Origin of the sequence: Aeromonas sp. Y318-3 (assembly GCF_027706185.1) — a bacterium.
In the GTDB taxonomy this organism is placed as follows: Bacteria; Pseudomonadota; Gammaproteobacteria; order Enterobacterales; family Aeromonadaceae; genus Aeromonas; species Aeromonas veronii.
Genome location: NZ_JAPDCN010000008.1, coordinates 214,648 through 235,863, shown reverse-complemented (window position 1 = coordinate 235,863; position 21,216 = coordinate 214,648). Strand labels below are relative to the sequence as shown.

The window sequence follows — 21,216 nt, the reverse complement described above, 5'->3', positions numbered from 1 at the left end:
TTCGAAATTGTAGAGAGACGGTTAACCTTGGGCCGCCGGGCACGACTGGCAAGCACCGTCTGTCTCACAGCTGGCCAGATTCTTTTTTTTACCCGGTTTGAAATCAGTCTCGTACCATCCGGTTCCCTTGAGCCGGAAGCCTGCCGCCGATATCAGCTTGACCAGATTCGGCTTGCTACAGGCCGGACAGTCGGTCAGGGGGGCATCGGAAAGCTTTTGCAGTTTTGCCAATTCATGGCCACAGACGTCGCAACGATATTCGTAGATAGGCATGGGTCACAAGAAATTGAAAAACAAAAGGGCTGGCATTATAGAGGAAAACCCCCTTTTGGGTAAAATGGCCAGCAGCCTCCTTTCGCCAGTTTTTTGCACTCGATGACAAAAAGCGGGCAAAAAATCGGCACGAATGCACCAAGAGCGAAGAGAATAGCCACCATGAGCCTCTATTTGGGCCTGCCACAGTGGTCCCACCCCAGCTGGCCCGGCCAGTTGCTGGGCCTTGGCGCCAAGCCTGCCGAACACCTTGCCCACTACGCCACCGTGTTCAATTCGGTGGAGGGTAACACCACCTTCTACGCCCTGCCGACACCGGACACGGTACAGCGCTGGGCCGATGCGGTGCCCGATCACTTTCGTTTCAACTTCAAATTTCCGCAAACCATCAGCCACCAGAGCGATCTGGTGAGCGCAGACAAACAAGTCGCCGACTTTATTCGTCTGCTCGCCCCGCTGCACGACAAGCTGGGGCTGCTCACCCTGCAGTTGCCCGCCCGTTTCGGGCCACAGGGGCTGGCCAGACTGGCGGCCTTCATCGATCGGCTGCCGCGGGCGTTTCGCTACGCCCTCGAAGTGCGTCACCCTGAGTTCTTCGCCAAGGGGGAGGCCGAGCGGGCATTGAACCGGCTGCTGATGGAACAGGGTGTGAACCGGGTGATGCTCGACAGCCGGCCACTCTTCTCGGTACAAGCAACCACGCCAGCCCTTGTCGATGCCCAGGGCAAGAAACCGCGCCTGCCGGTGCATCTGCTGGCCACCGCCAACGCCCCCATGGTGCGCTTTATCGGCCTGCCGGATCCGGCGGCCAATCACCCCTTCCTGCCCAGCTGGCTCCCCCACTGGCGCCAGTGGCTCGCGGAGGGGAAAGATCTCTACCTCTATATACATACTGCCGACAACACCCAGGCACCTGAGCTGGCCCGCCAGATCACCCGCTTGCTGGAGCAGGAGATGGCCCCCTGGCCGGGGGAAAACGATCGCGCACGGCAGGGAGTGCTGCGCTTTTAGCCAACCCATTCTGCGGCCATCGTTTCGCTGCAAAAAAAGTGCTTTTTTATGGCGTGGCAAGCCCTGGCGTCAAGACAAACGGCCATCAATCCTCTACACTACCGCCCCAAGTAAGGGTCCGGAACATGGCCCGTACGAACAGGAAAGGTCCAAAGGATTTCATGACCAGCTACCCCGTTCGTAAACAGGTGATAAATCTACTCTGATGGGTGTCACCCAACGACTCAATTGAACAATACAGCCGGGTGATGTCCCGACTGTCAGGTTGCGCCAGCATGCATACCAAAGATCAAATTTTTGCCGCCCCGATCGCCCGATTGGGTGACTTCTGTTTTGACGAACAGGTCGTCGACGTGTTTCCCGATATGATCCAGCGCTCGGTGCCGGGTTACAGCAACATCATCTCCGCCATCGGCATGATGGCCGCCCGCTACGCCCAACCCGAGAGCCGACTCTATGATCTCGGCTGCTCACTGGGCGCCGCGACCCAGGCGATGCGTCGCCATGTCAGCCAGCTCGGCTGCAGCATCACCGCGGTGGATCTCTCCCACCCGATGATCGAGCGCGCCCGCGCCCACCTCTCCGGTTTCAAATCCGAGGTGCCGGTGGAGCTGGTAGAGGCGGATATCTGCGACATCGAGATCGAGAACGCCTCCGTGGTGGTGCTCAACTTCACTCTGCAATTTGTCGAGCCAGAAAAACGGGCCGCCCTGATCCAGCGCATTCACGATGGTCTGCGCCCAGGCGGGATCCTGATCCTGAGCGAAAAGTTCCGCTTCGAAGATGAACCAGTCAACGAGCTGCTCATCGATCTGCACCTCGACTTCAAGCGGGCCAATGGCTACAGCGAGCTGGAGATCAGCCAGAAACGCACAGCCCTTGAGAACGTGATGCGCACCGACAGCCTGCCGGTGCATCAGGCACGCCTGCGGGATGCCGGTTTCGTCCATCAGGATCTCTGGTTCCAATGCTTTAACTTCGGCTCCATGATTGCAATCAAATCCAGCGACACCCAGCCATGATCGACTTTGCCAATTTCTATCAACTGATTGCCAAAAACCGGCTGAGCCACTGGCTGCATACCCTGCCCGCCCAGCTGCACGCCTGGCAACATGACAACCAGCATGGCGACCTGCCGCGCTGGAATCGCGCCCTCAACAAGCTGCCGGTGGTCTCCCCCGGCAACATCGAGCTGAAAAGCCGGGTCGAGATTGGCTCGGCCGAGAGCCTTGGCGAAGGTGAACGCAAGAAGGTCGAGAGCCTGCTGCGCCACTTCATGCCCTGGCGCAAAGGGCCGTTCATCGTACACGGCATCCACATCGATACCGAGTGGCGCTCTGACTGGAAGTGGGATCGGGTGCTGCCCCATATCAGCCCGCTCGAAGGCCGTTACGTGCTGGATGTGGGCTGCGGCAGCGGTTACCACCTCTGGCGCATGGTGGGTGAAGGGGCTCGGCTTGCAGTCGGCATCGACCCTAGCCCGCTGTTCCTCTGCCAGTTCGAGGCCATTCGCCACTTCGCGGGCAATGATCAGCGCGCCCACCTGTTGCCGCTCGGTATTCAAGAGCTACCTGAGCTGCGTGCCTTTGACACCGTCTTCTCCATGGGGGTGCTCTATCACCGCAAATCCCCCATCGAGCACATCGAGCAGTTGCGCAATCAATTGAAAGATGATGGCGAGCTGGTGCTGGAGACCCTAGTGATCGATGGCGGGGTCAACGACGTGCTGATGCCCACCGACCGTTACGGCAAGATGCGCAACGTCTGGTTTATTCCCTCAAGCCGCGCCCTCAAGCTGTGGGTCGAGCGCTGCGGCTTCACCGACGTGCGGATAGTAGACGAGAATATGACCAGCACCGACGAACAGCGTCGTACCGACTGGATGATTAATGAATCCCTGAGTGACTATCTGGATCCAGACAATCCGGCACTCACGGTAGAAGGACACCCGGCGCCGAAACGTGCCGTACTGATTGCCCGCAAGGCCAAAGACTAGCCGATGGCGATTCAGGAAGTTACACTGACCCAATTCCAGGAAGCACAGTTAAATGAATGACATGAAAAGCAAATTAAAAGGAATGACCCTGCTCTCCCTGCTTAGTCTCGGCGGGTGTGTCAATATGGAAAAAACGCCTCAGGTCCCTGCTCTGACGCTGGCCGAGCTTCGTAGCGAGCTGAGCCAGAGCGAGCAGCGCCTGCAAACATCCATGGAACAGCAACAGAAGCAGTATGTGCAGCAACAGCACCTGCTGGTTCAGCTCAACACAGATGTCACCAATATGAAAGAGTCCGTCAAGCAAGTAGACCACAAGCTCGCCACCCTCCCCTCCGAGCCGCCCAAGCCGATGGCCATCCCCACCGAGAAGTGCCCGGCCCCCAATCAGGGTCACACCATCGATGGCAAGCTGATGGTCGGTGAAGCCGAGTGGATCTGGGTTGATGCGGCCAACGACGCCTTCCAAGCCCGGGTCGATACCGGTGCGACCACCTCCTCCATCAGTGCGCAGGAGATCACCATTTTCGAGCGCAACGGCAAAAACTGGGTGCGCTTCTTCCTGAGCCATCAGGAAGTGGACGACAAGATCCAGATCGAAGCGCCGCTGGTACGCCATGTACGGGTGCGTCAGGCCTCTGCCGACGATCTGGACCGCCGTCCGGTAGTGCGTCTTGCCGTGCGCATTGGCGACATGACCGAGAAAGCCGAATTTACCCTGAAAGACCGTAGCGACATGACCTTCCCTGTGCTGCTGGGTCGCGAATTTTTGAAAGACATCGCCGTGGTTGATGTGGCCCGCGAATATATCCAACCCAAACCCAAGCTCAAGGATGTGAAATAATCCATGGTTTCCCGTAAGCCGTTCTATTTGCTGGTAGCCCTGCTGTACATTGTCGGCCTGGGGATGACGATCTATCACCATATCGCGTTGGATGTGCCGCTGACGCCCGGTGAAAAGCGCCAGATCTGGTCCATCGAAGCCAAGCTGGAGTTTGAGGCGACCGGTGAGCCGGTGATCGCCTCCCTGGCCATTCCGGGCACCCAGCCCGGTTTCACCCTGATGAACGAGAACGCCGCCAGCCCGGGCTACGGCCTCTCCTTTGTCGAGAAAGATGGCGATGCCCGCGCCGAGTGGTCCATCCGCACCGCCTCCGGCCGTCAGGAGCTCTACTACCGCGTCGATATGATGGCGGATGCCCACGCCAAACCGGCCGCCAATCCGCAGCCGCCTGCCATCGAGAAGCAGATCGAGAGTGAGCCTTACGCCACCGCGATGAAGCAGATCCTCGAGCGGGCACAGGAGCGCTCTGCCGATGGCTACACCCTGACTCGCGAGATCATCAAGGAGATCGAGAAGCAGGAGCAGAACGCCGAGCTGCTGAAAAAGCACAAGAGCCGCGCCAACCTGATCGCCGAGCTGCTCAACAATGCTGACGTGCCGACCCGCGTGGTGCATGCCCTGAATCTGGAAGATGGCCGCCGTCGTCAGGAGCTGGTGGATTACCTGCAGGTATTCAACAGCCCGACCGACTACAAGCTGTTCAACCCGCAAACCGGTGAACAGGGTCGTCCGGCCAACCTGCTGCTGTGGGAATATAACTCCGGCGCCCTGCTGGACGTGACCGGTGGTCACAACTCCCGTGTCAGCTTCTCGATGATCGAGCAGGAGCAGCCGGTTAGCGTGGCACTGGCGCAGAAGTTCGAAAAATCAGAGATGATGAACTTCTCCATCCACAGCCTGCCGCTGGAAGAGCAGACCCTGTTCAAGGGCTTGCTGCTGATCCCCATCGGCGTGCTGATGGTGGTGTTCCTGCGGGTTCTGGTGGGGATCAAGACCTCAGGTACCTTTATGCCTGTGCTGATCGCGGTCGCCTTTATCCAGACCTCGCTGGTCACAGGCCTCATCGGCTTCCTGCTGATCGTCGGCACAGGTCTCATCATTCGCTCCTATCTGTCTCGGCTTAACCTGCTGCTGGTCGCCCGAATATCGGCCATCATCATCATGGTTATCTCGATGATCGGTATCTTCTCCGCATTCGCCTTCAAGCTGGGGCTGACCGACGGTATGAAGATCACCTTCTTCCCGATGATCATCCTCTCCTGGACCATCGAACGGATGTCCATCCTGTGGGAAGAAGAGGGCCCGAAAGAGGTGTTCCGCCAGGGCGGCGGCTCTCTGCTGGTTGCCGTCATCGCCTATCTGGCCATGGATAACGAGCTTATTCGTCACCTCACCTTCAACTTCCTCGGCCTGCAGCTGGTGCTGATGGCGACCGTGCTGTTGATGGGTAACTACACCGGCTACAAGCTGAGCGAACTGAAGCGCTTCAAGCCGCTGGTGGACGAGATGAAATCTGGCGTCACCCCGGGTAAGGACAAGTAACCGATGTGGTTCTGGGAAAAATACACCACCCCGTGGAGCCTGTCCCAATCAGGCATCCTCGGCATGAACAAGCGCAACCACTCCTACATCAGCCGCTACAATCCGCGCAGCCTCTATCCGCTGGTGGATGACAAGCTGCAGACCAAGCAAATTGCGCTGGATGCAGGGGTTACCGTGCCTGAGCTGATCGGTACCATCCGTGCCCAGCACGATGTGGGTCGCATCACCGAGCTGGTAAAAGATTGGCCGGGCTTCTGCATCAAGCCGGCCCGTGGCTCGGGCGGCAAGGGGATCCTGGTGATCCTGCGTCAGGAAGATGGCCTCTTCTATAAACCCAACGGCAGCGCCTCCAACGGTCAGGATCTGGAGCGCCATGTCTCCAACATTCTGGCGGGGCTCTATTCGCTTGGCGGCAAGCCAGACGTGGCACTGGTGGAAGGCCTCATCAACTTTGATGATGTGTTCGACGGCTACTCCTTCGAAGGGGTACCCGATGCCCGAGTCATCATCTTCAAGGGGTTCCCGGTGATGGCGATGATGCGCCTCTCCACCGCCGCCTCCGATGGCAAGGCGAACCTGCACCAGGGCGCCGTGGGGGTTGGTCTGTGCCTGCGTACCGGTCGTGCCCTGCGGGCGGTGCAGTTTGGCAATCCGCTGCGCCACCATCCGGATACCGGCCTCGACCTCTATGAGCTCAAGGTGCCCCACTGGGATACCCTGCTAACTCTGGCCGCCTCCTGCTACGAGATGTCGGGTCTGGGCTATATCGGTACTGACATGGTGCTGGACAAGTTCCGCGGCCCCATGCTGCTGGAGCTCAACGCCCGTCCCGGCCTTGCCATCCAGATCGCCAACGGTCGCGGCCTGGTGCCCAACCTCAAGACCATCGAGAAGCTGGGACAGGTGAAGATGAACGTGGAGCAACGGGTCAATTTCGCCAAGGATCACTTCGGGATCTTTGAGGAATAACGCCTCCGCTTGTGAACTGAGCGCGCCTGTGGCGCGCTTTTTTTATGGCTATTGTCTGTCGGCATATCCCCCCATCCAGCCATTCGGATCAGCACCTCATTTCGAAACAACGAGTACGCCAGCGAACGGCTGCTTGGAATAGCGATGGAGCGAGAAAAGTGTGACCGCAATGTCAGGGGATAGATAAATCGCAGATATAAAAAAAACCGGTGCCAAGGCACCGGTTTTTCAAGGAGAGTACGACCCGATTACAGGGAGTCAGCATTCTCGGACAGGTACTTGGCAACGCCGTCCGGAGAGGCTTGCATACCTTTTTTGCCTTTTTCCCACTGAGCCGGGCACACTTCGCCGTGCTCTTCGTGGAATTGCAGGGCATCGACCATGCGCAGCATCTCGTCGATGTTGCGGCCCAGCGGCAGATCGTTGACAACCTGGTGACGAACGACACCGTTCTTGTCGATCAGGAAGGAGCCACGGAACGCCACACCGGCTTCCGGATGCTCAACATCATAGGCTTTGCAGATTTCGTGTTTCACGTCGGCGATCAGCGGGTACTTGACCTGACCAATACCGCCATCTTCCACTTTGGTGTTGCGCCATGCGTTGTGGGAGAACTGGGAATCGATGGAAACACCGATCACTTCCACACCACGCTTCTGGAACTCTTCATAACGGTGATCGAAGGCAATCAGCTCAGACGGGCAGACGAAGGTGAAATCGAGCGGGTAGAAGAAGACGACAGCAGCTTTGCCTTTGATGTGGGATGACAGGTTGAATGAATCAACGATCTCGCCATTACCCAGAACAGCTGCGGCGGTAAAATCGGGTGCGGGACGGCCTACCAATACCATATTCAATTCCTCTTTATGTGAAGTGAACAATCCGGTGAGGATTGGGCTACCTAGAGCCAAGTCCATCTAATTCAAGCGACAAACTATAGACCCGGTGGTAGATTAGTTAAATCAAATTAAATAGATAGCATTAATCGGGTTTTTCTATGCAACGTTGGCCCAGCCTCAAACAGCTGCAATATCTGGTCGCTCTCGATGAGCACAAGAACTTCAACCGCGCCGCCAAGGCCTGTCATGTCAGCCAGTCGACCCTGAGTACCGGGATCCAGACGCTGGAGGACATGATGAACCTGCAACTGGTGGAGCGGGACCACAAGAGCTTCATTATGACCCCGGTCGGCATGGAAATCGTCGAGCGCGCTCGCAATTTGCTCTCCGATGCGCGGGATCTGATGGAACTCGGGCAACATCAGGGCGGCGTGATGCAGGGGACGGTGCGTCTTGGCTGCATTCCCACCATCGCCCCCTTCCTGCTGAGCAAGCTGCTGAAAGAGTGCAGCAAAACCTATCCTGACCTCGAATTGTTGCTGCGTGAAGACACCACCAGCAATCTGCTCAAGCAGCTGGAACAGGGTCAGCTCGACTTGCTGATCCTCGCCCTGCCCATCGAGATCGGTGGATTTCACTGCAAGACCGTCGGCCAGGATCCGTTCCACATGGTGATGCCCGCCAGCATGGCGGCCGGTCTGCATACCCCGTTCGACTACAAGGAGCTACCCAACCAGAGCATCTTCCTGCTGGAGCGGGAGCACTGCCTCACCGAGCACGCAGTGAGCGCCTGCCGCCTGCGGGACAAGAGCAAGATCAACCCGTTTGCTGCAACCAGCCTGCACACCCTGGTGCAGATGGTGGAAGCGGGTCTTGGCACCACCTTCCTGCCGCAGATGGCCATCGATGCCGGCATTCTTGCCAACTCCGATCTGGTGGCCATCCCGCTGCCGGGAGAGACCTCCTATCGCGAGATCGGGCTGGTCTGGCGCCCCAGCACCACCCGGGTGCAGACCTTCTACAAGCTGGCCGAGCTGCTTAAACCGCTGATCAGCCACAACAAGTGACAACAAACGCCAGCCCTCGGGTTGGCGTTTTTCAGTTCCCCGCCACATTTTTCCTATCGGAGACTAGGTCTGGAGCCAGATCCCTGTTTATGATGGAAAAGTTGTCGCGTGCCTTCCTGCCCCCAGAACGATTTGGCAGGATATGGCGCTCGATAAATGTCTCGTTTGGTAGACCCGTCCGTGGAGAGAGCCCGATGTATCGCAAGCTGCTGCTATCCCTGCTGACTCTGCTGCTGGCCGCCTGCTCCAGCACGCCGGAGCCACCTCCGGCCCCTCGGCAGAGCAGTGCCTTCGATGGCTTCTACCAACAGTGGCGCGGTGTCCCTTACCGCATGGGCGGCGCCAGCCGCGCCGGGTTAGACTGCTCCGCCTTCACCCAGCTCGCCTACAGTCAGGTGCTGGGCTTCAACCTGCCAAGAACCACCGAATCTCAGGCCAGCATTGGCAAACCGGTGGATCGCTACCGGCTGCAACACGGGGATCTGGTCTTCTTCAAAACCGGCTGGCAGCAGTACCATGTTGGGGTCTACACAGGTGCCGGCGAGTTTATTCACGCCTCCACCAGCAAGGGAGTGATCCGCTCCCGCCTCGACAACGTCTACTGGAACAGTCGCTACTGGCAGGCACGTCGGGTGACCCAGTAACCACTCAAACGCCTGCTTGCGGCACAAGTTGCGTGCCGATACTCTCCGTCAATCCCTGTCGCTATGTCGGGACACACAACCCACGCTTATAACTCAATTGGCCCCAAAGCCTGCATATCACACCATTTTGTGATAAGGTGGTGGCCAATTTTTAACACTTTCGCCTTTTTCTCATACGCTCTCTGTCCTGATTGATAACAAGCGAGGCAATAACAAGCAGCGCGCGGCGAAAGTGGAGTGTGGCGCAACACTGCCGGACGGGTGTCCCACAGCTGCAGTATCAAGGGTTAAATAGATAAGGAGATCGTGCAATGAAACAGTATCAAAGCTGGCTGGGGCAATACCTGATGAGTCGCCGTGACGGTGACCACGCCATGGCATGCGAGATGGCGAGTTCCATCTGCGAGTTCTGGCAGCAGCAGGGTGATGAAAACGAACTGGACAAATGGCAGCAGATTTACCAGAACCATCTGGAAAAGACCACTTGATCCCGACCATTGCCTTGCTGCCAGCCATCAGGTGTTGGCAGCAAGGCCACTCGCGACCAACCACCATCAGCCAACCCCTCTCCCCCAATTTTCCCGCTACGTTAAACCGCTACCTTCGTTCACTCGCGCTTTCCCATCTTCATTTTGCTCTTGCGCACCGGCCTCTGTTCATTCCATCTCGGCAGCCACTTCCTGCGCCCAGTCGATAAAGGCCTGGATCTTGGGACACGTCCGATTGGGCAGGGTCGCCATGTAATAACGCTGCTCGCACTTGACCTCCAAGCCGGGGAAAGGAGCCACCAGTTCGTTGCGTGCCAACCGCTTGCTCACCAGATTCTTGCGCCCCATGGCGATCCCGGCGTGATTCATGGCGGCGATGATGGCGAGATCCGAACGATCAAAACCCATGCTCAGCTGGCATTCCTCGAGGCTGACCCCGGCATGGCGAGCCCAGCAGCTCCATTCGTCGGTATCCGAGTCAAATCCCCATGCCTGCCGATCATGGAGCAGACGGCACAAGGACAAGTTGGCGGGATTGCCGACAAGCCCGTGCTGCTCGGCATATTCCGGGCTGCAGACCGGCAGCATGTACTCATCCATCAGCGGGTGGATGGCAAGCCGCTCCGGGCTCTTCTCATCGAAATAGAGGGTCAAATCGATGCCATAACCATGCAGGTTGATGTTCTCGTTGCCGGTGATGATATTGAGCTCGATCTGCGGATGCAGGCGGGAGAAATCAGCCAACCTGGGCACCAGCCAGCACTGGGCGATGGAGGGACGCGAATAGATGGTCAGGGTACCGGAGAGCTCCTGATTCTTGATCTCCAGGATCTCCTGATTGATGAACTCCAGCGAAGATTTGAGCGCCCAGAACACCCGCTGCCCATCCGCCGTCAGTACCACCTTGCGGTGAAAACGCTCAAAGAGTTTGAACCCCAGCTCCTCTTCCAGCGCGCTGATCCGGTGGCTCACGGCACTGGGACTCAGCGACAATTCATCAGCTGCCATGGCAAAAGATCCGTGGCGGGCGGCCGCCTCGAAGGTGTGCAGCTTGGCCAGCTGGTAGCCACTCAGCAGCTTGTTGCGCGATATGTAATTATCCCCGTTATACATTCATCCCCCTCTTCGCAATGGCCGCCGATGATACACCCACAGGCCACCTTCAGGATGAACCCAAAAGACCCAAAGAGTGTGATTTCGATAAATTGTGACCAATGTAGCGCCTTTGCATCATCTCATTTCATCCAAGTGGTCGATTTCATCATTTGTCAGCCCCACCTCATTTTCATTCAATAAGCGCATAAACAATCACACAAAACAGATGTCGAGGCGCAGTATGAGTTCAGAGGTATGGGTCATCGCTACCTTGCTAAGTAGCATCGTTCTTATCGTGGTCACCATAGTGAAGGGCAAGATCCACCCCTTTCTTGCCCTGCTGCTGGCCAGCTTCTATGTGGGCACCCTGATGGGAATGGAGCCCCTCAAGATGGTCAGCGCCATGGAAGAGGGGATTGGCGGCACGCTCGGCTTTCTCGCCGCCGTCATCGGCCTTGGCACCATACTCGGCAAGATGATGGAGGTGTCAGGGGCAGCGGAGCGCATCGGTCTCGCCCTGCAGAGATGCCGCTGGCTTTCGCCTCAGGTCATCATGGTGCTGGTGGGTCTGGTGTGCGGCATCACCCTGTTTGTCGAAGTCGGCGTGGTGCTGCTGATCCCGCTGGCCTTCTCCATCGCCCGCAAGACCAACACCTCGCTGCTCAAGCTGGCCATTCCGCTCTGCACCGCCCTGATGGCCGTGCACTGCATAGTGCCGCCGCACCCTGCTGCCCTCTATGTCACCAATCAGCTGGGCGCCGATGTCGGTTCCGTCATCGTCTATGGTCTGGCGGTCGGCCTCTTCGCCTCTCTTATCGGCGGCCCTCTGTTCCTTAAACTGCTGGGTAACCGGCTCCCGTTCAAGGGGGTACCCGATGCCTTTGCCGACATCAAGGCGCGCGATGAGGCCACTCTCCCGACCTTGAGCGCCTCGCTCTTTACCGTGCTGCTGCCCATCCTGCTGATGCTGGCCAAGACGGTGGCCGAGCTCAATATGGATCACGCCAGCCACCTCTACACCGTGCTGGAGTTTATCGGCAACCCCATCACCGCCATGTTTATCGCAGCCTTCACCGCCTACTACGTGCTGGGGATCCGCCAGCAAATGAAGATGGAGGGACTGCTGAACAAGACCGAGGAGTGCTTCTCCTCCATCGCCAACATTCTGCTCATCATCGGTGCGGGTGGCGCCTTCAACGGGGTGCTCAAGGCAAGTGGCCTGGGCGATAGCCTGGCCACCATCCTCTCCCAGCTGGATATGCACCCCATTCTGCTGGCCTGGCTGGTTGCCATCGTGCTACACGCCGCCGTGGGCTCCGCCACCGTCGCCATGATGGGCGCCACCGCCATCGTCTCCCCCATCATGGTGCACTACCCGAACATCAGCCCGGAGATCATGACCCTGGCCATCGGCTCCGGTGCCATTGGCTGCACCATGGTGACTGACTCTCTGTTCTGGCTGGTCAAGCAGTATTGCGGCGCCACCCTGAACGAAACGCTCAAGTACTACACCACCGCCACCTTTGTCGCCTCCCTGATGGCGCTGGCCGGTACCTTCCTGCTCTCCTTTATCGTGTAACAAGACCGAGAACACTATGAAAAACATCGACGTACAACAGCTCACAGCGCAATTTCCACTGGTGCAATCCCTGATCGCGCTTGAGCCAGTCACCTGGTTCAACCCCAACACCACCACTCTGGCTGCCGGTCTGCCCTATGTGGGGCTCGATAACAACAATGTGGCGGACGCTTCCGCTCGGCTGGCCCGCTTCGCCCCCTACATGTGCGAAGCCTTCCCCGAGACCCGCGCCAGCAACGGTATTCTGGAGTCCGACATCGCCGCTATTCCGGCGATGCAGGCCACGCTCAACCAGCGTTATGGCGTTGAAGTCACCGGCAGGCTGCTGCTGAAAAAAGACAGTCACCTGCCCATCTCCGGCTCCATCAAGGCGCGAGGCGGTATCTACGAGGTGCTGACTCACGCCGAACAGTTGGCGATCAAGGCAGGACTGCTCTGCGAAGAGGATGACTACCGAAAACTGTTCAGCGACGAGTTTCGCCAGTTCTTCAGCCAGTACAGCATCGCAGTGGGCTCCACCGGCAACCTTGGCATGTCCATCGGCATCATGAGCGCCAAGCTCGGCTTTACCGTCACCGTCCACATGTCAGCCGATGCGCGGGAGTGGAAGAAGCGCAAGCTGCGCGAACACGGCGCCATCGTGGTCGAATATGCCGAAGATTATGGAGTTGCGGTGGAACAGGGGCGCAAAGAGGCCGAGCGCGATCCCAACTGCTTCTTTATCGACGACGAGAACTCCCGCACCCTGTTCCTCGGCTACTCGGTAGCGGGCGAGCGGGTGAAAAAGCAGTTCGACCAGATGGGTATCAAGGTGGATGCCGACCACCCGCTGTTCGTCTACCTGCCTTGCGGCGTGGGTGGCGGCCCGGGCGGCGTGGCCTTTGGTCTCAAGCTCGCGTTCGGGGATAACGTCCACTGCTTCTTCGCCGAGCCCACTCACTCCCCCTGCATGTTGCTGGGGGTCCACACCGGATTGCACGATGCCATTGCGGTGCAGGATCTGGGCATCGATAACCTCACCGCAGCCGACGGCCTCGCGGTAGGTCGCGCCTCCGGCTTCGTCGGCCGCGCCATGGAGCGGCTGCTGGCGGGCTTCTACACCCTGAGCGATCAGGAGATGTATGACCTGCTGGGACTGCTGGCGCGCGATGAACAGATCACACTCGAACCTTCTGCTCTGGCGGGTATGGCCGGCCCGTGGCGGGTGGCTGCCAATCCCGAGTGGCTCACCGGGCGCGGTTTCGATGCCGCAACCATGGCACAGGCCACCCATCTGGTGTGGGCCACCGGCGGTGGCATGGTGCCCGCCGAAGAGATGGCAAAGTACCTGGCCAGCGCCAAGATCTAGGCTTTTTCTCCACATTTATCTGTAAATCAACCCGCCATCACGGCGGGTTTTCTGTTTTGGGAACAAGGGGATGGGGCTGTTCTGTCGCAGTCCATGGCGACAATTTCCCCAAGTTGGTCAGTTTGTGCTAAAATGGCGCTCATTTTTTGACATCTCGCGTCACGTTCGCCGCCAGATTGCCCATCAGGCTCTCTGCCCGAGCCGTGACTTTGCACCATCATGCCTGATGATGTTCCCCCCAGGATGAGCCGACAGGCTCCCGTCAAGGTGGGCACCCTCAAGGGCACATGAGATAAGGAGATCGGGTAATGAAACAATATCAAAGCTGGCTGGGAGATTATCTGATGAGTCGACGTGACGGAGATCACGCGATGGCTTCGGAACTTGCCAACACCATCTGCGCCTTCTGGAAGGCCCAGGGTGATGAAGCAGAAACCAGCAAATGGCAGCAACGCTATCAGCAACACGTAGAGCAGGCGCAATAAGCCCCTTTACTCTTTCGCGATAAAAAAACCGGCGCACATGGCGCCGGTTTTGCATTTATGGCAAGCAGCAGATTACATCTGATCGATCATGTCCTGAGCAAACTGGGAGCAGGAGCGCAGAGTGGCCCCTTCCATCAGACGCTCGAAGTCATAGGTGACGGTCTTGTTTCGGATCGCCGCTTCCATCCCCTTGATGATGAGATCGGCTGCTTCGACCCAACCCATGTGGCGCAGCATCATCTCGGCGGAGAGGATGAGGGAGCCCGGATTGACCTTGTCCTGACCGGCATACTTCGGTGCAGTACCGTGGGTCGCTTCGAACAGGGCCACACCGTCACCGATGTTGGCACCCGGCGCGATGCCGATACCGCCTACCTGAGCGGCCAGCGCGTCGGAGATGTAGTCGCCGTTGAGGTTCATACAGGCGATGACGTCATACTCGGCCGGACGCAGCAGGATCTGCTGCAAGAAGGCATCGGCGATGACATCCTTGATGACGATGGTCTTGCCGGTTTTCGGGTTCTTGAAGGAGCACCAGGGGCCGCCGTCAATCAGCTGGGCACCGTACTCGTTCTGGGCCAGAGCATAGCCCCAATCCTTGAAGGCACCTTCGGTGAACTTCATGATGTTGCCCTTGTGCACCAGGGTCACGGAGTCGCGATCGTTGTCGATGGCATACTCGATGGCGGCACGCACCAGACGCTCGGTACCGGCCTTGGACATCGGCTTGATGCCGATCCCGCAGGATTCGGGGAAGCGAATTTTCTTCACGCCCATCTCGTTTTGCAGGAAGGCGATCACCTTGTTCGCTTCGGCGCTGTCAGCCTTCCACTCGATACCGGCGTAGATGTCTTCGGCGTTTTCGCGGAAGATCACCATGTCGGTCAGATCAGGACGCTTCACCGGACTAGGGGTGCCATCGTAGTAACGTACTGGGCGCAGGCAGATGTAGAGATCCAGCTCCTGACGCAGGGCCACGTTGAGAGAGCGGATACCGCCGCCGACCGGCGTGGTCAGCGGGCCCTTGATGGCCACGCAGTATTCGCGAATGAAATCCAGGGTTTCGGCCGGCAGCCAGGCACCTTCACCATAAACATGAGTCGATTTCTCGCCGGTGTAGATCTCCATCCAGGCGATCTTGCGCTCGCCCTTGTAGGCTTTCTCGACCGCAGCATTCACCACATTCAACATGGCCGGGGTCACGTCAACACCGATGCCATCCCCTTCGATAAACGGAATGATCGGATGGTTGGGAACCTGCAGCTTGCCGTTAGCATCGACTGTGATTTTCTGGCCCTGGGTCGGGATAACTACTTTGCTTTCCATCGGCATCTCCTAACTTCCGTTTGTTATCAACTTGTTTGTTGCGCGCGGCCATCTTAGCCCATTCATTTTCATAATAAAACGACAAGAAAGCATGTCAGACCAAAGAGGTAGCCACCCGCCAGTGCGCCGTCACAACGTCTTGCCGACCGCGCCCCGTTATCCCTCCAGCTCGCTGGCCGCCGCCTGCGGCTGACTCAGGGAACGGTACTGGGAAGGGGTCAAGCCGGTCTTCTGTTTGAACACCCGGCAGAAGTAGTTCACGTCGGTAAACCCGCAGCGATTGGCGACCTCTTCGAGACGGAAGCGATACTTTTTCAGCATGAACTTGGCCCGCTCCAGCCGCACCCAGCTGATGTAGTCCGCCAGCCGCATGTGCCCCTGCTGGCGGAACAGACGTGAGAGGTGGCTGGGGGAGAGATTGAAGCGGGCGGCGATGCATTCGCGACTGATGGGGCGGTGGAAATTTTCCTGAATGTAGATGCAGATGCCGTGAAAAAGATCGGAGCCACGAGGACGACCGCTCTCCGACTCCACCAGCAACTGCCGTGAGTAACTGAGCAGCGCCTGCAGCAGGTGATTGTCCATCGGTGCCCTTATCGGCTCCTGCGCCAAGGTGTTGAGGGAGAGCAGGATATGATCGAGCGCCCGTCCGGCACCGGCCTGAATACTGTGCTTCTGCACATCGAAGAAACCGGTGTCTCCCTTGTGCTTGCTCACCAGACTGAACCCTATCTGACGCTTGCCGAACAACAGGCTGAGCACGGAACAGTCATTGTCCCAATCCGGCTTGTTCCAGCCGTTGGGGGGAATGTACATCGCCTCTCGCGGCCCCATCTGTACTGACTGCACATCCCCTTCCGGGGACCAGATCTGGTTGAGATAGTGGCCGCTGAAGACCAGCTCGAGACGCGGAAAATTGACCTGATAACTGAAGCAGGGAGGCACCCCTTTGTCAGAGGCAAACAACACCTTCTCAAAGCCTCCCCCCTCACTTAGAAAGCCGTCCAACAGCTGGGTAAAGATGATACTCATGAATGATCCTGATCAAGATGCAGAGAGCAACCGATTGCGGTGCGCTGCCCCTGCCATGCTATAGTCCGCGCCAGACTGAAATTCCCAAAAAATCGTTCTGATACAAGGAGCCATCCATGAGCTACCCGCCGTTTTTCCTAATGTGCAACCCGATCCAGGATTATGTCTGGGGCAGTCGTGACTCCCTGACCACGCTGTTTGGCATCAAAAATCCCGAAGGCAAACCACAAGCTGAACTGTGGATGGGCGCTCACCCCAATGGCTGTTCCGAAGTGACCCTGGCAGGCGAGAGCGTGAAGCTATCCAGCCTGATTGACGCCAACCCCACCGCCATGTTGGGCGAAGCTACCCAGGCTCGTTTCGGCTCACTCCCCTTCCTGTTCAAGGTGCTCTGCGCCGAGCAAGCCCTCTCCATTCAGGTACACCCGAGCAAGGCACAGGCCGAAGCCGGTTTTGCCAAAGAAGAGGCCGCGGGCATCGATATCAAGGCGAGCAACCGCAACTACAAGGATCCGAACCACAAGCCGGAGCTGGTCTTTGCCCTCACCCGCTATCAGGCGATGAACGGCTTTCGCTCCATCCCGGCCATCCTGGCCCTGTTCGATCGCATGGCGCTGCCCGCACTGGTCGACCTGACCGCGGCGCTTCGCCAGTCACAGGATGAAGCTGGCCTGCAACACTTCTTCCACCAGTTGCTGATCCTCAGCGGTGATCGCAAGGACGAGGCGCTGGCTGGCCTGCTGGCCTATGCCGCCGCCCATCAGGATGAAGAGACTTTCGCCACCATCAGCAATCTGGCCAACCAGTACCCGGGGGATGTGGGGCTCTTCTCGCCGTTGCTGCTCAACGTGGTGACACTTGAGCCGGGTCAGGCGATGTTCCTCGATGCCCAGACCCCCCACGCCTACATCCACGGCACTGGTCTGGAGATCATGGCCAACTCGGACAACGTGCTGCGTGCCGGTCTGACCCCCAAATACATGGATGTGCCGGAGCTGCTGGCCTGCACCCGCTGTGTCGCCAAACCGGACGACCAGATCCTGCTCACCCCTCGCATGGAAGGCACAGTACAGCACTTCGACGTGCCGGTACCGGACTTCACCTTCAGCGTATATGGCGCAGGCGAACATGCCCTCACCACCGGCAATGCCGAGATCCTGTTCGCCATCGATGGGCCCATCACCCTCATTGGCCAGGATGGCGAGCGTCTGACACTGACCATAGGGCAATCTGCATTTGTACCCGCCAGCACCGGCGATTATCGCGTGACGGCTGAAGGGCGTTTTGCCCGCGCCAGCAACCGCTAATCCTGGTGGGCCATCGGCTCATCACCATCTGTTCAAAGGGCCCTGCAGGGCCCTTTTTTTTTCAGCTCATCTGACCATGTGGAGCACGGTACGACTCACAAAATCGGTCATTTAACTCAACGTCGAAGAATAACACGCTGACTTATAATGATTAATATCATTTAGCCTCCGTGGTCACGCCACCCTGCGGTTATGCGAGCCAGCTCACACCCTTCCCCACACGTCATAAAAATCCAGTTAATGCCATTTTTTTCCTCTGTCCCAGGATATTAATCAACGAAATAATAGAAACCGTTAATTTACAGGCAGCAGGAAAAACATTTAAGAGCATTTATATATTCCAGATGTAACACAGCTCACCCCCTTACTTCATCAATGTAAGGGGCGATTTTTTTAAATCAGGCTATGGATGCCTGTTATTTCCCTGCGTTTTTATTTTTCCGCCTGTATAGCCAGATCGTTTTCACTATCCATTTTATCTGGCTGATATTCCCCCCGTCACCCTCTATATCCAGTGACAGTCGGGGTAATACATGCAGATGGCTCTCTCATCCGGCAGATATTCATTGGCTGGCCCGGCGTTCTGCATTATCTGTTTTTATACGTTCGATACCCTACTTTCATTAACCTGTGGCGACAAATATGAAACTGAAACGTTCCCTGCTCGCATGTGCCGTACTGGCTGGCCTGGTTGGTATATCCGGTTGTCAAAATGACTCGGATACCGCTGTCGATAACAATAAAGAGACGAACGTCTCCCGTTACGTCAATCCGTTCATCGGCACAGGTAATTTGGGCAACACCTATCCTGGTGCCACTACCCCGCATGGCATGGTGCAACTGTCGCCCAATAATGGGGCCAATGGCTGGGAATATATCTCCGGCTATTACTACAACGACAACCGCCTCGCCGGGTTTTCCCACACTCACCTCTCGGGGGCCGGAGCTGGAGATCTCAACGATATTCTGGTGATGCCGATCAACTCACGCTCCAATTTCATGCTGAACGAGGGGTCGGCCTCACTGAATCTGGAGGCCTCCCGCTACAGCCACAAGGATGAAGAGGCAACAGCGGGCTACTATAAGGTCAATCTGAAGGATTACGGGATCAAGGCCGAGCTGACCGCCTCGGATCGAGTGGGAGTCCATCGCTACACCTTCCCGCAAGATCAAAAATCGGAAATCGTGGTCAACCTCGGCTTCAAGGTCAACTGGGACTACACCTCCGACTCCTATCTGAAATGGGACAAAACCCACAACCGGATCGAGGGCCATCGCTTCTCTGACGGCTGGGCCCCCAGCCAGAAAGAGTTCTTCGTGATGGAGTTCGACCAGCCCATCAAAAACATCCGCTTCGCCTACTTTGACAAAGACCAAAACCGCTATCTGGACCTGCCGGAAGGCACCACCGAGATCGGCAACGAGACCCGTGGCAAATATCAGTACGCGCGTGCCTATGTTGAATTCGATACCGCGCAAGCCGGTTTGACCGTTGAGGCAAAAGTCGCGCTATCCAACGTCGAGATCGGCCGGGATGGCAACGCTGGCGCCTCACTCAACATGACCGAGGTGGCTAATATGTCATTTGACGATGTCCGTCAGGCTGCGACCCAAAAATGGGAAAAGGAGCTGGGCAAGATCCGGGTCAGTGGGGATGAGGAGTACAAACAGACCTTCTATACCGCGCTCTACCACACCTATCTGGGCCAGACCATTCACTCTGATCTGGACGGGCGTTACCGTCAGGTGCATCAGGGGCGCAACGCCTATCCGGATGGCAACACACCGTGGGGCGAGCAGATCGATACCCTCAAGGAGTCGGTTCGTACCGCCGATGCCAACCGGGATGGCAAAGCGGACTTTACCCGTTACGACACCTTCTCCCTGTGGGACACCTACCGCGCAGTACAACCCCTCTCGTCACTGCTGGAGCCGGATCGCCTCGCCGATGTGGTGCTCTCCATGCTCTCCTACGCCGAGGAGGAGTGGATGGACGATCTGGGCAACCTGCGCAAGGGCAGATTGCCGGAGTGGACCTTCAAGGGTAACGAGACCGGCATGATGATGGGGATGCACTCCACGCCGGTGATCCACGACGTGCTCTCCAAAGGCTCTCTGGACAGACGGATGATCGCGCTGGGCTTCAGCGATGCGGAACGTCAGGAGATCAAGGAGCGACTGGTGACCGCCATGATCACCGACGCCCGCGCAGCCACCAGCCAGGGGGTCGCCTGGATCAAGGAGTACGAGCAGCAAGGCTATGTACCTGCCCAGTTGCATGACACACCGCCGGGCAATGACTGGGAATCTCACTCCCCCTTCAAGGATGCCTGGACCTCCTCCTATTCGCTGGAGTACTCCATGAATGACTGGGCGATCGCCCAATCGATCAAGGCAGTATTTGGCGAAAGTGACCCCCGCTATCAGGAGTTTGCCGATCGATCCAAGAACTGGCAGGCGCAGTTTGACTTTGGCGGCAAGCAGTACAAGGGGTGGTTCAAGGCCCGCGACTACGCTGGCAACTTCATTGATGCCGGTTGGGTTGACCCGAAAACCGGCCGGGCAGTGGGCAAGGATTGGCGCCCCGACATGTTTAACTGGTCATTCGCCGAGTCCAATGGCTGGCAATACGCCTTCAGCGTTCAACATGACATTCATGGCCTGGTCGATCTGATGACCCGCTTCGATCAGACCCAGAATCCTCAGGCCAAACGGGGCGAGCTGTTTGCCAAACGGCTGGACGAGTATTGGAGTACCTATCCGGATCGCAACGCTGGCGACAACCAGTTCCCGGTATTCAACACCGGCAACGTGGGACAGCATGTGCAGGGCAACGAGCCCGATATCCATGTGCCCTACCTCTACAACTACGTAGGACAGCCCTGGAAGGGACAGGCCGCCATCGTGGCAGCCACCAACGTCTGCTACAAGAATACCCCTGACGGCATCTGTGGCAACGATGACTTTGGCACCCTCTCTGCCTGGTTCGTGTTCCGGGCGCTGGGCTTCTTCCCGGTCAATGCCTCCTCCGGCATCTACGAGATTGGCACCCCCATGTTCGAAACCGCCTCGCTCGATGTGGGTGCGGGCAAACAGTTCACCGTCACGGCCCAGAATGTCAGCCGCGACAACATCTACATCCAGTCCGCTCGCCTCAATGGCAGCGAGTTCAATCGCAGCTACCTCACCCATGAGGAAATCCTCAGTGGCGGCAAGCTTGAATTCGTGATGGGCGATAGCCCCAACCAGAATTGGGGCAGCCAGCCGGAAGATCTGCCGCCCGCGCAAGGTATCGGCACCTTCCTGCACGAAGGCGACCTGCCTGCCGGTTCCCGTTAATCACCTGTTCGGGGGAGGACTTCCTCCCCCATCAC

At 57.8% G+C, this 21,216-nt stretch carries 19 protein-coding genes; 14 read left to right on the top strand and 5 right to left on the bottom strand.

What is annotated here, in order from left to right; genetic code table 11:
• Positions 1-21 precede the first annotated feature (21 nt).
• Positions 22-273: an FmdB family zinc ribbon protein gene (locus OKB77_RS13375; RefSeq protein WP_005337686.1), complete on the bottom strand. Its 252-nt coding sequence runs from the start codon at positions 271-273 to the stop codon at positions 22-24.
• Between the two features lie 162 nt (positions 274-435).
• Between OKB77_RS13375 and OKB77_RS13370 the strand changes: the two genes are divergently transcribed.
• The 6 genes from OKB77_RS13370 to OKB77_RS13345 all read left to right on the top strand — a co-directional run bounded on the left by OKB77_RS13370 (position 436) and on the right by OKB77_RS13345 (position 6,632).
• Entirely contained in the window at positions 436-1,284 is an 849-nt protein-coding gene (locus OKB77_RS13370) for a DUF72 domain-containing protein (RefSeq protein WP_270817829.1), read from the top strand.
• Between the two features lie 275 nt (positions 1,285-1,559).
• Complete coding sequence (gene cmoA, locus OKB77_RS13365) at positions 1,560-2,306, top strand: carboxy-S-adenosyl-L-methionine synthase CmoA (RefSeq protein WP_270817828.1); 747 nt, start codon at positions 1,560-1,562, stop codon at positions 2,304-2,306.
• Positions 2,303-3,280, top strand: coding sequence for a tRNA 5-methoxyuridine(34)/uridine 5-oxyacetic acid(34) synthase CmoB (cmoB, locus tag OKB77_RS13360; protein ID WP_270817827.1), 978 nt, complete (start codon positions 2,303-2,305; stop codon positions 3,278-3,280). The genes cmoA and cmoB overlap by 4 nt, the downstream gene beginning before the upstream one ends.
• A gap of 52 nt (positions 3,281-3,332) precedes the next feature.
• Positions 3,333-4,121 carry an ATP-dependent zinc protease family protein gene (locus OKB77_RS13355; RefSeq protein ID WP_270817825.1) on the top strand — a complete coding sequence of 263 codons (789 nt, stop codon included), beginning with the start codon at positions 3,333-3,335 and terminating at the stop codon, positions 4,119-4,121.
• Positions 4,122-4,124: 3 nt separating this feature from the next.
• Positions 4,125-5,663 (top strand): inactive transglutaminase family protein, encoded by a 1,539-nt coding sequence (locus tag OKB77_RS13350; RefSeq protein ID WP_005337699.1) that lies wholly within the window; start codon positions 4,125-4,127, stop codon positions 5,661-5,663.
• A 3-nt stretch (positions 5,664-5,666) separates the two neighbouring features.
• On the top strand, positions 5,667-6,632 hold the full coding sequence (locus tag OKB77_RS13345) for an alpha-L-glutamate ligase-like protein (RefSeq protein ID WP_005337700.1): 966 nt from the start codon (positions 5,667-5,669) through the stop codon (positions 6,630-6,632).
• Between the two features lie 248 nt (positions 6,633-6,880).
• Here OKB77_RS13345 and OKB77_RS13340 read toward each other — a convergent pair whose 3' ends face one another.
• On the bottom strand, positions 6,881-7,483 hold the full coding sequence (locus tag OKB77_RS13340) for a peroxiredoxin C (RefSeq protein ID WP_005337701.1): 603 nt from the start codon (positions 7,481-7,483) through the stop codon (positions 6,881-6,883).
• A gap of 146 nt (positions 7,484-7,629) precedes the next feature.
• On the opposite strand from OKB77_RS13340, the gene OKB77_RS13335 reads away from it, so the two are divergent.
• From OKB77_RS13335 to OKB77_RS13325, 3 genes are all read left to right on the top strand, one after another.
• Positions 7,630-8,538 carry a hydrogen peroxide-inducible genes activator gene (locus tag OKB77_RS13335; protein WP_181223686.1) on the top strand — a complete coding sequence of 303 codons (909 nt, stop codon included), beginning with the start codon at positions 7,630-7,632 and terminating at the stop codon, positions 8,536-8,538.
• 194 nt (positions 8,539-8,732) lie between these two features.
• Entirely contained in the window at positions 8,733-9,182 is a 450-nt protein-coding gene (locus tag OKB77_RS13330; protein ID WP_005337703.1) for a C40 family peptidase, read from the top strand.
• A gap of 311 nt (positions 9,183-9,493) precedes the next feature.
• A complete protein-coding gene (locus OKB77_RS13325; protein ID WP_005337704.1) occupies positions 9,494-9,670 on the top strand; it encodes a hypothetical protein in 177 nt (58 codons plus the stop codon).
• A gap of 168 nt (positions 9,671-9,838) precedes the next feature.
• Here the strand turns inward: OKB77_RS13325 and dsdC are convergent, their stop codons facing one another.
• Positions 9,839-10,783 (bottom strand): DNA-binding transcriptional regulator DsdC, encoded by a 945-nt coding sequence (gene dsdC, locus OKB77_RS13320; RefSeq protein WP_270817821.1) that lies wholly within the window; start codon positions 10,781-10,783, stop codon positions 9,839-9,841.
• 223 nt (positions 10,784-11,006) lie between these two features.
• Here dsdC and dsdX point away from each other — a divergent pair, with 223 nt between their 5' ends.
• The 3 genes from dsdX (at position 11,007) to OKB77_RS13305 (ending at position 14,177) form a co-directional block, all read left to right on the top strand.
• Entirely contained in the window at positions 11,007-12,344 is a 1,338-nt protein-coding gene (gene dsdX, locus OKB77_RS13315) for a D-serine transporter DsdX (protein ID WP_270817820.1), read from the top strand.
• Between the two features lie 16 nt (positions 12,345-12,360).
• Positions 12,361-13,692 (top strand): D-serine ammonia-lyase, encoded by a 1,332-nt coding sequence (locus tag OKB77_RS13310; RefSeq protein WP_247823075.1) that lies wholly within the window; start codon positions 12,361-12,363, stop codon positions 13,690-13,692.
• Between the two features lie 308 nt (positions 13,693-14,000).
• Complete coding sequence (locus tag OKB77_RS13305) at positions 14,001-14,177, top strand: hypothetical protein (RefSeq protein ID WP_005337712.1); 177 nt, start codon at positions 14,001-14,003, stop codon at positions 14,175-14,177.
• A gap of 72 nt (positions 14,178-14,249) precedes the next feature.
• On the opposite strand, the gene icd is transcribed toward OKB77_RS13305, so the two are convergent.
• Together icd and OKB77_RS13295 are read right to left on the bottom strand one after the other, a co-directional pair.
• Positions 14,250-15,503: an NADP-dependent isocitrate dehydrogenase gene (gene icd, locus OKB77_RS13300; RefSeq protein ID WP_005347179.1), complete on the bottom strand. Its 1,254-nt coding sequence runs from the start codon at positions 15,501-15,503 to the stop codon at positions 14,250-14,252.
• A gap of 156 nt (positions 15,504-15,659) precedes the next feature.
• The gene (locus OKB77_RS13295) at positions 15,660-16,535 is read right to left on the bottom strand and encodes an AraC family transcriptional regulator (RefSeq protein ID WP_005347181.1); all 876 of its coding nucleotides are present in this window, start codon (positions 16,533-16,535) and stop codon (positions 15,660-15,662) included.
• A 116-nt stretch (positions 16,536-16,651) separates the two neighbouring features.
• Between OKB77_RS13295 and manA the strand changes: the two genes are divergently transcribed.
• Both manA and OKB77_RS13285 read left to right on the top strand, forming a co-directional pair.
• On the top strand, positions 16,652-17,842 hold the full coding sequence (gene manA, locus OKB77_RS13290; RefSeq protein ID WP_204383599.1) for a mannose-6-phosphate isomerase, class I: 1,191 nt from the start codon (positions 16,652-16,654) through the stop codon (positions 17,840-17,842).
• Positions 17,843-18,484: 642 nt separating this feature from the next.
• Positions 18,485-21,181, top strand: coding sequence for a GH92 family glycosyl hydrolase (locus OKB77_RS13285; RefSeq protein WP_247823076.1), 2,697 nt, complete (start codon positions 18,485-18,487; stop codon positions 21,179-21,181).
• The last annotated feature ends 35 nt before the right edge of the window (positions 21,182-21,216 follow it).